The organism is Bradyrhizobium ferriligni (assembly GCF_056837965.1).
In genome coordinates, this window is record NZ_JBXEJO010000042.1 from 21,703 (window position 1) to 37,035 (window position 15,333).

At 64.8% G+C, this 15,333-nt stretch carries 15 protein-coding genes; 11 read left to right on the top strand and 4 right to left on the bottom strand.

From position 1 onward, the window contains the following. Window positions 1-7: 7 nt before the first annotated feature. From AC1VNY_RS24350 to AC1VNY_RS24360, 3 genes are all read left to right on the top strand, one after another. Window positions 8-757 (top strand): SDR family oxidoreductase, encoded by a 750-nt coding sequence (locus AC1VNY_RS24350; RefSeq protein WP_038384688.1) that lies wholly within the window; start codon window positions 8-10, stop codon window positions 755-757. Window positions 758-841: 84 nt separating this feature from the next. Then, window positions 842-2,242, top strand: a complete 1,401-nt coding sequence (lpdA, locus tag AC1VNY_RS24355) for a dihydrolipoyl dehydrogenase (protein WP_482407077.1) — start codon at window positions 842-844, stop codon at window positions 2,240-2,242. Between the two features lie 40 nt (window positions 2,243-2,282). After that, window positions 2,283-2,822, top strand: a complete 540-nt coding sequence (locus AC1VNY_RS24360; RefSeq protein WP_482407078.1) for a hypothetical protein — start codon at window positions 2,283-2,285, stop codon at window positions 2,820-2,822. A 143-nt stretch (window positions 2,823-2,965) separates the two neighbouring features. On the opposite strand, the gene AC1VNY_RS24365 is transcribed toward AC1VNY_RS24360, so the two are convergent. Beyond that, complete coding sequence (locus AC1VNY_RS24365) at window positions 2,966-3,556, bottom strand: DUF4337 domain-containing protein (protein ID WP_026192099.1); 591 nt, start codon at window positions 3,554-3,556, stop codon at window positions 2,966-2,968. Between the two features lie 147 nt (window positions 3,557-3,703). Beyond that, window positions 3,704-4,675, bottom strand: a complete 972-nt coding sequence (locus AC1VNY_RS24370; protein WP_482407079.1) for a tyrosine recombinase XerC — start codon at window positions 4,673-4,675, stop codon at window positions 3,704-3,706. A gap of 123 nt (window positions 4,676-4,798) precedes the next feature. On the opposite strand from AC1VNY_RS24370, the gene AC1VNY_RS24375 reads away from it, so the two are divergent. Beyond that, window positions 4,799-7,009: a primosomal protein N' gene (locus AC1VNY_RS24375; RefSeq protein WP_482407080.1), complete on the top strand. Its 2,211-nt coding sequence runs from the start codon at window positions 4,799-4,801 to the stop codon at window positions 7,007-7,009. A 206-nt stretch (window positions 7,010-7,215) separates the two neighbouring features. Here the strand turns inward: AC1VNY_RS24375 and AC1VNY_RS24380 are convergent, their stop codons facing one another. Beyond that, window positions 7,216-7,707: a septal ring lytic transglycosylase RlpA family protein gene (locus AC1VNY_RS24380; protein ID WP_016843825.1), complete on the bottom strand. Its 492-nt coding sequence runs from the start codon at window positions 7,705-7,707 to the stop codon at window positions 7,216-7,218. Between the two features lie 630 nt (window positions 7,708-8,337). Between AC1VNY_RS24380 and AC1VNY_RS24385 the strand changes: the two genes are divergently transcribed. From AC1VNY_RS24385 to AC1VNY_RS24415, 7 genes are all read left to right on the top strand, one after another. Then, complete coding sequence (locus AC1VNY_RS24385; protein ID WP_028340805.1) at window positions 8,338-8,898, top strand: F0F1 ATP synthase subunit delta; 561 nt, start codon at window positions 8,338-8,340, stop codon at window positions 8,896-8,898. Next, window positions 8,898-10,427: a F0F1 ATP synthase subunit alpha gene (atpA, locus tag AC1VNY_RS24390; protein WP_028340804.1), complete on the top strand. Its 1,530-nt coding sequence runs from the start codon at window positions 8,898-8,900 to the stop codon at window positions 10,425-10,427. The genes AC1VNY_RS24385 and atpA overlap by 1 nt, the downstream gene beginning before the upstream one ends. A gap of 91 nt (window positions 10,428-10,518) precedes the next feature. After that, complete coding sequence (locus tag AC1VNY_RS24395; protein WP_253588518.1) at window positions 10,519-11,397, top strand: F0F1 ATP synthase subunit gamma; 879 nt, start codon at window positions 10,519-10,521, stop codon at window positions 11,395-11,397. A 25-nt stretch (window positions 11,398-11,422) separates the two neighbouring features. Next, window positions 11,423-12,865, top strand: a complete 1,443-nt coding sequence (gene atpD / locus AC1VNY_RS24400) for a F0F1 ATP synthase subunit beta (RefSeq protein WP_016843821.1) — start codon at window positions 11,423-11,425, stop codon at window positions 12,863-12,865. Between the two features lie 116 nt (window positions 12,866-12,981). After that, entirely contained in the window at window positions 12,982-13,389 is a 408-nt protein-coding gene (locus tag AC1VNY_RS24405; protein ID WP_028336321.1) for a F0F1 ATP synthase subunit epsilon, read from the top strand. 97 nt (window positions 13,390-13,486) lie between these two features. After that, entirely contained in the window at window positions 13,487-13,750 is a 264-nt protein-coding gene (locus AC1VNY_RS24410) for a hypothetical protein (protein ID WP_482407116.1), read from the top strand. A 104-nt stretch (window positions 13,751-13,854) separates the two neighbouring features. Further along, on the top strand, window positions 13,855-14,850 hold the full coding sequence (locus tag AC1VNY_RS24415; RefSeq protein ID WP_482407081.1) for a helix-turn-helix domain-containing protein: 996 nt from the start codon (window positions 13,855-13,857) through the stop codon (window positions 14,848-14,850). Here AC1VNY_RS24415 and AC1VNY_RS24420 read toward each other — a convergent pair. After that, window positions 14,808-15,308 carry an RNA pyrophosphohydrolase gene (locus AC1VNY_RS24420; protein WP_482407082.1) on the bottom strand — a complete coding sequence of 167 codons (501 nt, stop codon included), beginning with the start codon at window positions 15,306-15,308 and terminating at the stop codon, window positions 14,808-14,810. The genes AC1VNY_RS24415 and AC1VNY_RS24420 overlap by 43 nt on opposite strands. Window positions 15,309-15,333 lie beyond the last annotated feature (25 nt).

Here is a 15,333-nt window from a genome sequence, read left to right on the forward strand (position 1 = left end):
GATCAAAGTGACGGATAAGGTCGTTGTCATCACCGGCGGCAGCCGCGGCATCGGCCGCGCCACCGCGCTCGCTGCCGCCGCGCGCGGCTATCGCATCGTGGTCGGCTATGCATCCAACAAGACCGCGGCGGACGAGGTCGTCGCCGCGATCGAGGCCAAAAACGGCAAGGCGATCGCGGTGAAATGCGATGTCGGCAGCGAGCAGGACATCCTGGCGCTGTTCAAGGCGGCCGACGGCTTCGGCACGCTCGGCGCTCTCGTCAACAATGCCGGCATCGTCGGCAAGAGCGGCGTGCGCGTCGACGAGATGTCGGCCGAGCGTATCCAGCAGATGATGGCAGTGAACGTCACCGGCAGCATCCTGTGCGCGCGCGAGGCGGTGAAGCGCATGTCGACCAAGCACGGCGGCAAGGGCGGCGTCATCGTCAACCTCTCCTCGGTCGCGGCGAAGCTCGGCGCCCCCAACACCTATGTCGACTATGCCGCGTCCAAGGGCGCGATCGATTCCTTCACGATCGGCCTCGGCTATGAAGTCGCGAATGAGGGCATCCGCGTCGCCGGCATCCGGCCGGGACTGATCGACACCGACATCCACGCCGCGGGCGGCGAGCCCGATCGCGCGCACCGGCTTGCCCATATGGTGCCGATGAAGCGTGTCGGCACGGCCGATGAAATCGCCAACGCCATCGTCTGGCTGATCTCGGACGAGGCTTCCTATGTCACCAGCGCGATCCTCGACGTGTCGGGCGGTCGCTAGCACACGATCAAGAGCGGGCGGCGGTCCGCGGACACGATCGCGCCCGCGTAATTGTCACAGAGCTTAGCTACAGGACCTTCCATCATGGCTTCTTATGATCTCGTCGTCATCGGCACCGGCCCGGGCGGATATGTCTGCGCGATCCGCGCGGCGCAACTCGGCATGAAGGTCGCCGTCGTCGAGAAGGACGCGACGCTGGGCGGCACCTGCCTCAATGTCGGCTGCATGCCGTCGAAGGCGCTGCTGCACGCCTCCGAGATGTTCGAGGAAGCCGCGCACTCCTTCGCCAAGATGGGCGTCAGCGTCCCGGCGCCGAAGCTCGATCTGCCCGCGATGATGAACTTCAAGCAGCAGGGCATCGACGGCAACGTCAAGGGCGTCGAGTTCTTGATGAAGAAGAACAAGATCGACGTGCTCAAGGGGACCGGCAAGATCCTCGGTGCCGGCAAGGTCGAGGTCTCCGGGGACGGCAAGTCCGAGACCGTCGAGACCAGGAACATCGTGATCGCCACCGGCTCCGATATCGCCCGCCTGAAGGGCATCGACATCGACGAGAAGCGCATCGTGTCGTCGACCGGCGCGCTGTCGCTGGAGAAGGTGCCGGAGAAATTGTTGATCATCGGCGCGGGGGTGATCGGCCTCGAGCTTGGCTCGGTCTGGCGGCGTCTCGGTGCGGACGTCATGGTCGTGGAATTCCTCGACCGCATCCTGCCCGGCATGGATGGCGAGGTGGCAAAGCAATTTCAGCGCATGCTCGAGAAGCAGGGCTTCGTCTTCAAGCTCGGCGCCAAGGTCACCGCGGTCGATACCTCCGGCAAGACCCTGCAGGTCAAGGTCGAGCCGGCCGCCGGCGGCGCTGCGGAGACCATCGAAGCCGACGTCGTGCTCGTCTGCATCGGCCGGGTACCCTACACCGAGGGCCTCGGGTTGAAGGAGGCCGGCGTCGCGCTCGACAATCGCGGCCGCGTCGAGATCGACGCGCACTTCTCGACCAACGTGAAGGGTATCTACGCGATCGGCGACGTCGTGGCCGGGCCGATGCTCGCGCACAAGGCGGAAGACGAAGGCGTTGCCTGCGCGGAGATCATCGCGGGCCAGGCCGGCCATGTGAACTACGACGTCATTCCAGGTGTTGTGTATACCACGCCGGAAGTGTCGTCGGTCGGCAAGACCGAGGAAGAGCTCAAACAGGCCGGCGTCGCGTACACCGTCGGCAAATTCCCGTTCACGGCGAACGGCCGGTCCAAGGTCAATCAGACCACCGACGGCTTCGTGAAAATTCTCGCAGATGCGAAGACGGATCGGGTGCTTGGCGTCCACATCGTCGGCCGCGAAGCCGGCGAAATGATCCATGAAGCCTGCGTCCTGATGGAATTCGGCGGATCGGCCGAGGATCTGGCACGCACCTGCCACGCGCATCCGACCCGTTCGGAAGCGATCAAGGAAGCCGCGCTTGCGGTGGGCAAGCGCGCCATCCATATGTGATGATCGAACGTCCGGCGTCAGCCGGGTTGAGATCATAGCGATGCTGCGCCGCCTGCTTCAGCCGTTCTGGGTCCTGCTTGCGATCGTCTTCCTGGTCGAGGCCTGGCTATGGGACCACCTCGAGCCGATCGTGGCGCGGGTGGTCGCGTGGATTCCGCTCCGCGCGCTCAAGCAATGGTTTGCCGACCGGGTCGATTCGCTGTCGCCGGCGATGACGCTGATCGTCTTCGTCGTGCCGGTCATCCCGCTGTTTCCGCTCAAGCTGATCGGGCTCTGGCTGCTCGCGAACCAATACTGGTTCAGTGCGGTCTCGCTGATCCTGTTCGCCAAGTTCGTCGGTGTCGGCGTGACGGCCTTCCTGTTCGACGTGACGCGGCCGAAACTGCTGGAGATGCCCTGGTTCGAGGCGCTCTATAATTTCGTGATGGCACTGCGGGCCAAGGCCACGGCGCTGGTCGAGCCGATCAAGCGACGCATTCGCGAGATGATCAGCGGCGACGGCGAGGGCTGGGCGGCCCGCACGCTGCGCGTGATCGCGCGCTTCCGCAAAAGCGTGCATCAGACCAGCAAGCCTCTTTGATCAAGATCTTGAGCTCCGTCATCCTGAGGAGCGCGTAGCGCGTCTCGAAGGATGAACGGCCCGGCCGGTGGCCGTCGATCCTTCGAGACGCGCGCAAGGGCGCGCTCCTCAGGATGACGGTCACAAAGCGGAGTCTTGCCTCCTCAATGCAGATGCAGCAAGTGCGGCTGGAACAGGCCGAGCGCCGTCATCACGATGCCGGCGAGCGTCACCAGGCCGGACACCCAGGCGAGCGCGAGGATACCCGTGATGATGGTCGCCGATGCCAGCACGATGGCGATCTGGAAGGCGGCCGAGGCAAGCTCGAAATGATGATATTTCGCGGTGGCCTCGTCGCGCTCATGCTCGGCGTGCTTGGCGCGTTCGGAGAGCTGCTCTGAACCCTCGCCGGTTTCCGGCTCCGAGCGATAGCGCGCCGCGGTCTTCTGCCAGTCGTCGATCTGCTTCTGCAGCGCGGCCCTGGCCGCCTCGTCGGTGGTGGTCGCGAGGTTCAGCTTGCCCTGTTCGGCCGCGGTCTGCACCGCGGTTCGGCGGATGCTCTTGGCCTGGAAGAAGGCCCACAGGTTGGAGGCCTCGACATTCTTGCTGATCGATTCGGTCTGGGCGCCCTTGCCGAGCGTTTCCGACAGCGCCAGGCACAGGGCGATCACGGCGATCAGGAGCGCGATCTTCTTGTTCTCGCCCGAAGCATGCTCGGCATGCTCCGCGTGCTCCATACTTTCATGTGCGCTCATGATTCCCCTCCGGATGCGACCGCGCCACGATTGCCGAATGCGGCGCACAAGGCAAGGGTCGGGCGGTTTGGAGTAGCCGTCCGAAGATGAACGGCGCATGACGGCGGGCCAAAGCCCGCGCTTTATTTTGAATCCAGGCCCGGGTGCTTAGCCGCGCGGATGCGCGGAGCGATAGACTTCGAGCAGGCGCTCGCTGTCGATGCCGGTGTAGATCTGCGTGGTCGACAGCGATGCGTGGCCGAGCAATTCCTGGATCGCGCGCAGATCGCCGCCACGGCTGAGCAGATGCGTGGCGAAGGAGTGCCGCAGCGCATGCGGCGTTGCGCTGTCGGGCAGGCCGAGCGCGCCGCGCAGCCGTTCCATGGTGAGCTGGATGATGCGCGGGCTCAAGGGGCCGCCGCGCGCGCCGACGAACATCGGCCCCGCGGGGCTGAGCTGATGCGGGCAGATCGCGGCATAGTCCGCGATCAATTGCAGCACGTTCTGCAGCACCGGCACCATGCGGGTCTTGTTGCCCTTGCCGGTCACCACGAGCACGTCGCCTTCGCCGGGGTTCGGCACATCGCGGCGCTTCAGCCCCAGTGCCTCGGAGATGCGCAGGCCCGAACCATAGAGCAGCGCCATGACGGCGGCGTCACGCACCAGGATCCAGGTCTCGCGGGTCTCGTCCGCGCGCTCGTCGGCATCGGCAAAGCGCTTCGCTGCTTCCATGTGAATCGGCTTCGGCAGGCTCTTCGCCACCTTGGGCGCGCGGATCGCCGAGAGCGCGCCGACCTTGCCCTTGCCTTCGCGTTCCAGGAAGCGTCCGAACGAGCGCAGGCCCGCCAGCGCCCGCATCAGCGATCGCCCGCCGATCTCGTCGGTTCGGCGCACCGCCATGAAGGCGCGCACATCGCTTGCCTCGAGCGCGGAAAATGCCTTGAGTGTGACGCGAGCGCCCCAGTGCCCGGCCAGGAACGCCAGGCATTGGCGTACATCACGCGCATAGGCCTCGAGCGTCTTCGGCGACAGCCGCCGTTCCGCGCGCAGATGCGACAGCCAGCGCGTCATCTCCTGCGTGACCGATGCGTCGGCGCAGTCGAGCTCGAGCGGTGGGATGGGCTGATCGGTCCGGGCCATCTGTTAAGGGCTATTGGCGCTGCGATTCTCCTGATTATATCGCACTGCCTTCGTTTACCGATCGCTAAGACCGCAGGGCGGTGCTAGCCCGGTGCAACGTTCGGAATCCAAGGCTCTGACTTAATGGACCACACAACGCGCCCCGGCCCATCCTCTGCATCGACGACTCGTGTCGTCGACGTGCTGGTGCCTGTCGCGCTGAACCAGACCTATTCCTACCGCGTTCCGCGCGGCATGGAGCTTGTGCCGGGCGACGTGATCGGCGTTCCGCTCGGGCCGCGCGAGGTCGTTGCGGTGGTGTGGGCGGAAAACGCCAATCCGGATCCGCGGCTGCACAACCGGCTCAAGGACGTCAGCGAGAAGCTCGATGTTCCACCGCTGAAGCCGGAGCTGCGCCAGCTGGTCGACTGGGTCTCCAATTACACTTTGTCGGCGCGCGGCATGGTGCTGCGGATGACGCTGCGGATGGGCGACAATCTCGGGCCAGAGCGGACGCGGCTCGGCGTGCGGCTGGTCGGCGAGCCGCCGCGGCGCCTGACGCCGGCGCGCCGGCGGGTGATCGAGGTGCTGTCGGACCGGTTGCTGCACGGCAAGTCGGAGGCGGCGCGGGAGGCCGGCGTCAGTTCCGGCGTGATCGACGGCCTGGTCGACGAAGGCACCCTGACGGTCGAGGCGATGCCCCCGCCGGCACCGCCGCCCGTTCCGGATCCCTCCTACGCGCAGCCGGATTTTTCGCGCGAGCAGCGCAGCGCCGTCGACGTGATGCGGACGCTGGCTGCGAGCGGCAGCTTTCACGTCGCGCTGCTCGACGGCGTCACCGGTTCCGGCAAGACCGAAGTCTATTTCGAGGCGATCGCCGAGAATATCCGTCGCGGCAAGCAGACGCTGATCCTGATGCCGGAGATCGCGCTGACCGGCCAGTTCCTCGACCGTTTCGCGCAGCGCTTCGGGGTGCGGCCGCTGGAATGGCATTCGGAGCTGACGCCGCGCACGCGCGCGCGAAACTGGGCCGCGATCTCCGAGGGCAAGGCGCCGGTCGTGGTCGGCGCCCGCTCGGCGCTGTTCCTGCCCTATGCCGATCTCGGCCTCATCATCGTCGATGAGGAGCACGACCAGGCCTACAAGCAGGACGACGGCGCGCATTATCACGCGCGCGACATGGCGGTGGTCCGCGCCCATATCGCCAGGATCCCGATCGTGCTGGCCTCGGCCACGCCGTCGGTCGAGAGCGAGGTCAATGCGCGCAAGGGACGCTACCAGCGCGTCGCGCTGCCGTCGCGGTTCGGCGGCCAGCACATGCCGCATATCGAGGCGATCGACATGCGCCGCGCGCCGCCGCCGCGCGGCCGCTTCATTTCGCCGGTGCTGGCCGAGCAAATTCGCCATGCGATCGAGCGCCGCGAGCAGGCGCTGCTGTTCCTCAACCGCCGCGGCTATGCGCCACTGACGCTGTGCCGCGCCTGCGGCCACCGCTTCGCCTGCACGATCTGCGACGCCTGGCTGGTCGATCACCGGTTCCGGCAGCGGCTGGTCTGTCATCACTGCGGCTTCTCGATGCCGCGCCCGAATATCTGCCCGCATTGCGCGGCCGAGGAATCGCTGGTCGCGGTCGGTCCCGGCGTCGAGCGCCTGCAGGAAGAGGCCGCCCACATCTTCCCCGAGGCACGGACGATGGTGCTATCGAGCGATCTCATCACCTCGATCGAGACCATGCGAAGCGAGCTCAACGATATCGCCGAGGGCCGCGTCGACATCATCATCGGCACCCAGCTGGTGGCGAAGGGCCACAACTTCCCGCGGCTCAATCTGGTCGGCGTCATCGACGCCGATCTCGGCCTGAGCAATGGCGATCCGCGCGCCGCCGAGCGGACGTTCCAGCTGCTGAACCAGGTGGTCGGCCGCGCCGGCCGCGAGCAGGGCCGCGGCGTCGGCTTTCTGCAGACCCACCAGCCGGAGCATCCGGTGATCAAGGCCCTGATCGCCAATGACCGCGAGGCGTTCTATGCCAGCGAGATCGAGATTCGCGAGCGCACCGGCTATCCGCCGTTCGGCCGGCTGGCGAGCCTGATCGTCTCCGCCGGCGACCGTCCGACCGCGGAAGGTTTTGCCCGCAAGCTCGCCGCGGTGGCGCCGCTCGATGAGCGGATCCAGGTGCTCGGGCCCGCCGAGGCGCCGCTCGCCGTCATCAAGGGCCGCTACCGCTTCCGCCTGCTGGTGAAGTCGCTGCGCAATGTCGACCTGTCGCAATATCTGCGCGAATGGCTGGCGGCGGGTCCGAAGACCAAGGGCAATCTGAAGCTCGAGGTCGACGTCGATCCGCAGAGCTTCCTGTAGAGCATGATCCGGAAAAGTGTATCGCGGTTTTCCGACAAGATCATGCTCAAGACAAAGAAGTAGAGCGGGATGATGGATAGAAGAGGAGTCATCGCGCTCTACTGAGCCCGCAAAAGAAAAAGCCTGCCGTCATTTGCGACGGCAGGCCTTTTTGGCGCGAAGCAGGCCTCGCGGCCGTTACGCAACGCAACGCTTACTGAACGCGCTTACGAGACGACCTCAGCGGTGACGCGGCCGACGCCGGCACCGGTCAGGCCGATGGCGCGGGCTGCGCCAGTAGAGAGGTCGAGCACGCGGCCCCGGATGAACGGGCCACGATCGTTGATGGTGACGACGACGCTGCGGCCGCCATGGGTGACGCGGAGCTTGGTGCCGAACGGCAGCGAGCGGTGGGCCGCGGTCATGGCGTTCTGGTTGAAGCGCTGGCCGGAAGCGGTGCGGCTGCCCGACTCATTGCCGTAGAAGGAGGCCATCCCCGAGAACGAGTGACCGCCGGACGGCTGGATCGATGCATTGGCGTCGCGCCAGGACGAGCCTTCGGCGCGGGCGTGGTGATGATGGTGGTGGCGATGATGGTGGTGCCGGGACTTCGCGGACGCCTCGGTCACGCTGCCCCCGACCAGAATAGTTGCGGCTACAAAAGCAAGCGCCGTGCGCGAGCGGGTTACATTGCCCGCCGCCTTCTTGATATTCAGCATTGATAAGACCCTCAGACAGTATTGCCGCTAACACGGCAAGTGGAACCCCCGTCCCTTCGTTGACCAAGGCCGTTTGGTTTCCCAATGAGGCACGAATTGGGCAGTAAATCCGGATTATCTCGTGCTGAAATATCTTGTTACCGCCTTGGGGTAGTCGATCGAGGTTCCGTAATCTTGCTATTTAACCAATTTTTAACGAGCAATATACTTTCCAATACTGATTATCGAGGCGACGGTAAGTTTTCGGTAAGTAATCGCCAAATGAAACCGCAACCCGTTCGGGGTTCCCTGCGCGCTCGGCCATAGGCCTATGCAAATTTCGATGGAACAAAATCGCGGCGACGCGAATCGGGCCCGGCGCGCCGAATTTCCGCGCGCCAAATTTTCTCGATTCGGCCGCCGGCTGCGGTCGGCAAAAAGCGCATGCGACAAGGCGGCACTCACGATGCCGTCATGTTGCACCTGCGCGATTGCTATGTTAGCAAAGCCGCGATTTTAACGGTCCCGGCACGTCCTGTGCCGGTCGAAAATCGAAGTCCCGCTTGAATTCCAAGGGCTTGGATCGCTAGGCGCTGCTTTGGTGGCGACGGTTTTTCCCTTGCGAATTTGACAGCAAAAAAGAGCGAGCTCGTGGCTGCTGAAGATCCGTCCGTTTCGGGAGTGTCCGGTCGTTACGCAACGGCCCTGTTCGAGTTGGCGCGCGACGAGCAATCCGTCGATCAAGTCCGGGCCGACCTCGACAAGTTCGAGGCCTTGCTCAACGAGAGCGCCGATCTCAAGCGCCTCGTCCGCAGCCCGGTGTTCGCCGCCGACGCCCAGCTCAAGGCGCTGACCGCGGTGCTCGACAAGGCCGGCATCGCCGGCACGTCGGCCAAATTCCTCAAGGTGCTCACCGCCAATCGCCGGCTGTTCGCCGTTGCCGATGTGATCCGCGCCTATCGCGCGCTGGTGGCGAAGTTCAAGGGCGAGGCGACTGCGGAAGTCACCGTCGCCGAGCAGCTCAGTGACAAGAATCTCGACGCGCTGAAGGCCGCACTGAAATCAGTGACGGGCAAGGACGTCGCGCTCAACGTGAAGGTCGATCCCTCCATTATTGGTGGCCTGGTGGTCAAGCTCGGCAGCCGCATGGTGGATAGTTCGCTTCGCACCAAACTCAATTCGATCAAGAATGCGATGAAAGAGGCAGGCTGATGGACATCCGCGCCGCAGAAATTTCTGCGATCCTCAAGGACCAGATCAAGAATTTCGGCCAGGAAGCCGAGGTCACCGAAGTTGGCCAGGTGCTGTCGGTCGGTGACGGTATCGCCCGCGTCTACGGTCTCGACAACGTTCAGGCCGGTGAAATGGTCGAGTTCGAGAACGGCACGCGCGGCATGGCGCTCAACCTCGAAACCGACAACGTCGGTATCGTGATTTTCGGCGCCGACCGCGAGATCAAGGAAGGCCAGACCGTCAAGCGCACCCGCGCGATCGTGGACGCGCCGGTCGGCAAGGGCCTGCTCGGCCGCGTCGTCGACGCGCTCGGCAACCCGATCGACGGCAAGGGCCCGATCCAGGCCACCGAACGCAAGCGCGTCGACGTCAAGGCGCCCGGCATCATTCCGCGCAAGTCGGTGAACGAGCCGATGGCCACCGGCCTCAAGGCGATCGATGCGCTGATCCCGATCGGCCGCGGCCAGCGCGAGCTGATCATCGGCGACCGTCAGACCGGCAAGACCGCGATCGCACTCGACACCATCCTGAACCAGAAGCCGCTCAACGCTCAGCCGGACGAAAACCTCAAGCTGTATTGCGTCTACGTCGCGATCGGCCAGAAGCGCTCCACCGTGGCGCAGTTCGTCAAGGTGCTCGAAGAGCAGGGCGCGCTGGAATACTCGATCATCGTCGCGGCCACCGCGTCCGATCCGGCGCCGATGCAGTACATCGCGCCGTTCACCGCCTGTACCATGGGCGAATACTTCCGCGACAACGGCATGCACGCCGTGATCATCTATGACGACTTGTCGAAGCAGGCCGTCGCCTATCGCCAGATGTCGCTGCTGCTGCGCCGTCCGCCGGGCCGCGAAGCGTATCCGGGCGACGTGTTCTACCTGCATTCCCGCCTGCTCGAGCGCGCCGCCAAGCTCAACAAGGAGCATGGCTTGGGCTCGCTGACGGCGCTGCCGGTCATCGAAACCCAGGCCAACGACGTGTCGGCCTACATTCCGACCAACGTGATTTCGATCACCGACGGCCAGATCTTCCTGGAAACCGACCTGTTCTTCCAGGGCATCCGTCCCGCCGTGAACGTCGGTCTGTCGGTGTCGCGCGTCGGTTCGTCGGCGCAGACCAAGGCGACCAAGAAGGTCGCCGGCAAGATCAAGGGCGAGCTCGCGCAGTACCGCGAAATGGCGGCGTTCGCGCAGTTCGGTTCGGACCTTGACGCCTCGACCCAGCGCCTGCTCAACCGCGGCTCGCGCCTGACCGAGCTCCTGAAGCAGCCGCAATTCTCGCCGCTGAAGATGGAAGAGCAGGTCTGCGTGATCTGGGCCGGCACCAACGGCTATCTCGATCCGCTGCCGCTCAACAAGGTGAAGGCGTTCGAGGACGGTCTGCTGTCGCTGCTGCGCGGCAAGAACGCCGACATCCTCGATGCGATCCGCACCAGCCGCGATCTGTCCGACGACACCGCCGCCAAGCTCAAGACGGCCGTCGAGGGCTTCGCCAAGACGTTTGCATAACGAATGGGGCGTCGCCCGGCTCGCCGCCGGGCGTGACGAACGGAGGCTTGCGATCTGACCATTGTGGTCGGATCGCCGGGGTGAACGAAGAATGGCGTCACTAAAAGACATGCGGGTCCGCATCGCCTCGACCAAGGCGACGCAGAAGATCACCAAGGCCATGCAGATGGTCGCAGCCTCGAAGCTGCGCCGCGCGCAGAACGCCGCCGAAGCGGCGCGGCCCTATGCCACCAAGATGGATGCGGTGATTTCCAACATCGCCGCGGCAGCCAACGGCACGCCCGGCGCGCCGGCGCTGCTTGCCGGCACCGGCAACGATCAGGTGCACCTGCTTCTGGTCTGCACCGGCGAGCGCGGCCTGTCCGGCGCGTTCAATTCCGCCATTGTGCGCCTGGCGCGCGAACGGGCGAACGCGCTGCTCGCGCAGGGCAAGGAAGTCAAATTCTTCTGCGTCGGCCGCAAGGGCTACGAGCAGCTGCGGCGGACGTTCGAGAAGCGCATCGTCGAGCACCTCGACCTGCGTTCGGTGCGCCAGATCGGTTTCGTCAATGCCGAGGACATCGCCAACAAGGTGCTGGCTCGGTTCGAGGCCGGCGAGTTCGATGTCTGCACATTGTTCTACTCGCGCTTCCAGTCGGTGATCGCGCAGATCCCGACCGCGCAGCAGATCATCCCGCTAGAGGTGGCTGAGCCCGCGGCCAATGCGGCGCCCTCCACGTCCTACGAATACGAGCCTGAAGAGGACCAGATCCTCGGCAGCCTGCTGCCGCGCAACCTCGCGGTGCAGATCTTCCGCGCGCTGCTCGAGAACAACGCCTCGTTCTATGGCGCGCAGATGAGCGCGATGGACAGCGCGACCCGCAATGCCGGCGAGATGATTCGCAAGCAAACCCTGATTTACAACAGAACCCGTCAGGCCCAGATCACGAAGGAGCTGATCGAGATCATCTCCGGCGCTGAGGCGGTCTAAGGCAGATTTCGAAGGAGAACAGTCCATGGCTACAGCAGCCAATCAGATCGGTCGCGTTACCCAGGTCACGGGCGCCGTGGTCGACGTGCAGTTCGAAGGCCACCTTCCGGCGATTCTGAACGCGCTTGAGACCAAGAACGGCGGCAACCGCCTGGTGCTCGAAGTCGCGCAGCATCTCGGCGAATCGACCGTCCGCACCATCGCGATGGACATCACCGAGGGCCTCGTGCGCGGCCAGGAAGTGACCGACACCGGCGAACCGATCCGGGTGCCGGTCGGCGAAGGCACGCTGGGCCGCATCATCAACGTCATCGGCGAGCCGATCGATGAGGCCGGCCCAATCAAGTCCGACGGCCTGCGCGCCATCCATCAGGAAGCGCCGACCTATACCGACCAGTCGACCGAAGCCGAAATTCTCGTCACCGGCATCAAGGTCGTCGATCTTCTTGCTCCGTACGCGAAGGGCGGCAAGATCGGTCTGTTCGGCGGCGCCGGCGTCGGCAAGACCGTGCTGATTCAGGAGCTGATCAACAACGTCGCGAAGGCGCACGGCGGTTACTCCGTGTTCGCCGGCGTCGGCGAGCGCACCCGCGAGGGCAACGACCTCTATCACGAGTTCATCGAATCGAAGGTCAACGCCGATCCGCACAATCCGGATCCGAGCGTGAAGTCGAAGTGCGCACTGGTGTTCGGCCAGATGAACGAACCGCCGGGCGCCCGCGCCCGCGTCGGTCTGACCGGTCTGACGGTCGCCGAGCATTTCCGCGACCAGGGCCAGGACGTGCTGTTCTTCGTCGACAACATCTTCCGCTTCACCCAGGCGGGCTCGGAAGTGTCGGCGCTGCTCGGCCGTATTCCTTCGGCGGTGGGTTATCAGCCGACGCTCGCGACCGACATGGGCGCGCTGCAGGAGCGCATCACCACCACCCAGAAGGGCTCGATCACCTCGGTGCAGGCGATCTACGTGCCGGCCGACGACTTGACCGACCCGGCGCCCGCCACCTCGTTCGCGCACTTGGACGCCACCACGGTGCTGTCGCGCGCGATCTCGGAAAAGGGCATCTATCCGGCGGTGGATCCGCTCGACTCGACCTCGCGCATGCTGTCGGCGCTCGTCGTCGGTGACGAGCACTACAACACCGCGCGCATGGTCCAGCAGATCCTGCAACGTTACAAGTCGCTGCAGGACATCATCGCCATTCTCGGCATGGACGAACTGTCGGAAGAGGACAAGCTGACGGTGGCCCGCGCCCGCAAGGTCGAGCGCTTCCTGTCGCAGCCGTTCCACGTCGCCGAAGTCTTCACCGGCTCGCCGGGCAAGTTCGTCGACCTCGCCGACACCATCAAGGGCTTCCGCGATCTCTGCCAGGGCAAGTACGACCATCTGCCGGAAGCGGCGTTCTACATGGTCGGCACCATCGAAGAAGCCGTCGAGAAGGGCAAGAAGCTGGCGGCTGAAGCCGCCTAAGCTTTGGGATGTCGTCATCGCCGGACTTGATCCGGCGATCCATCGCACGCGAAGTATTTTGACTGATGGACCCGCGGGTTGAGCCCGCGGGTGAGCGCGCAAAGAACGGAAAGACCATGGCCACCTTCCACTTCGATCTCGTCTCTCCCGAAAAGCTCGCCTTCTCCGGCGAGGTCGATCAGGTTGACGTCCCCGGCGTGGAGGGTGATTTCGGTGTGCTCGCCGGACACGCTCCGGTCATCGCCACGGTTCGTCCGGGCATCCTGACAATCACGACCGCCGGCAAGCGCGAGAAGGTGATCGTGCTCGGCGGCCTCGCCGAAGTCTCGGACAAGGGCCTCACCGTGCTCGCCGACGTCGCGACCGCACTTGCGGACATCGATCGCGCGAAGTTCGCCGAGACGATCAACGAGATGCAGGAGAAGCTCGCCGAGAAGGAGGGCTCCGAGCTCGACCACGCGATCGAACGGCTCGACCACTTCAAGAGCATCCAGCAAGAGCTCAACACGACGGCTATGCACTAGGGCGCGGTTGCTGACCGGCGATCGCGCCTTTGCGTCGAGTGAGCCGACCCCCTTAGTGGAATAGCTCACACTTTTTTCGATCATCGCCTGCAAAGGCTTGAATAATTCAACGCTCGCCACGCCCTGGCGAGCGTTCGATGCTTATTGCGCGCGGCATCGTCTGGCGGCATTCTCCCCGGCATATCTGGGTTCCGGGACTGGTATTCATGAAGCGCAGGTCGCAGCGATCCTCGCGGCCGATATTGCAGGTCAGAGCCGATTGGTTGCCGACGATGAGGAAGAGACGCTGCGGCGGCTCGCCTCTTCTCGACAAGTCGGCATCTTCGCGGTCGGCCCGAACGAACGACCTGCAAATATGTGAAGCAGCTTACAGCAGTGATCGTGCACAAATGACAAGCTGCAGCGCGATGACGATTTGGCCCGACCGCGTCGCGATTTCATTCCTGACATAACGGACAAGCTGCCGTGCTGACTTTCTCTACCGATGCTCTCCGCCCGCAGGATCGTTTCGAGCACTGGTGCGAGGTGCGGGGCAAGAGCCTGTTCGGGGTCACGATCGAACTCGAGCGCGACAAGAGGGCCGATTTCCGCGGGCGCTTCTCCGCGACGCCGGTGGGCAGTGCGGTGCTGGCGCAAATGTCGGCCTCCTCCTACCGTGTCAGCCGGACCGCATCCGACATCGCGCGCGTTCCGAGCAGCAGCCTGCATCTCGCCTGGCAGGTGCGCGGCCCCGGCCACATGAATATCGGCCGCGATCGCGTCCAGTTCGTCCGCAACGGAGACCTGGTGTTCGGCCATTCCAATCTTCCGTTTGCCTCGACGCCCGAACGGACCGATGGCTTTGACTTCTTCAGCCTCAAGATCCCGGCCACCGACGAGCTCGTGCTCGGCGCGCGGATCGAGGACGCGCCGCCGGTCGCGCTGGCGCGCGATGCGAGCCTGACCCGGCTTGTCGGCGCTATGTTCCGCTCCATGACGCGAGATCTCGCGCAAGCCGGGCAGTGCGCTGGCGATGTTGCGCATATGGTGCGCCTGGCGCTGCTCGCGCGCGGCCGCCTGCGGCCACGCCAGGATGAAATCCGTGCCGCGCTGCATGCGGGCTACCTCCATGCCGCCCGCGAAATTCTGCTCCGCGACCTGCATCGCGCCTCGCTCACGCCGGCCGCGGTTGCCGCCGAGCTCGGCATCTCGCTGCGGCAATTGCATGCGCTGTTCGAGCCGACCGGCCTGTCATTTGCGCGAACGCTGACGGCGGCAAGGTTGAAGGCGGCGAGGCGTGCGCTCTACGCGGTACGGGAGCGCAGCATCGACGAGATCGCGTTCTCGTGCGGCTTCGACAGCATCGCGACCTTCTATCGCGTCTTCCGTTCGACCTACGGCATGACGCCGGGCGACGCGCGGCGCATTCCGCCGCAGGATCAGCCGGCGAATTCCGCGAACCGGGTCGCGACCGCGCGATAAACGTCGCGGCGGAACGGCACCACGAGATCGGCAACGCGATCGAGGCGCTCCCAGCGCCATCGATCGAATTCAGCAGGCTGGCCGTTGCGCGGCGTCAATGGATCGATCTCCTCGTCGCGTCCGGTGAAGCGCAACGCAAACCATTTCTGCCGCTGACCGCGGAATTTGGCCAACCGGTGCGATGCCGGCCCGTCATAGGCGGGGAATTCGTAGGTCATCCAGTCGGTCTCGCCGAGATAGTCGGCGTTGACCGCCCCGGTCTCCTCCCACAATTCGCGCATCACAGCCTGGCGCGGATCCTCGCCGGGGTCGATGCCGCCCTGCGGCATCTGCCATTCGAGGCCGGGCAACACGATCTCCGGACCATCGTCCTTGATCCGGTGGCCGATCAGCACGCGTCCGTCGGCATTGAACAGCGCGATGCCCACATTGGGGCGATAAGGCTTATCTGATGACATCTCGGTGGCTACGTCGCGCGTCTAC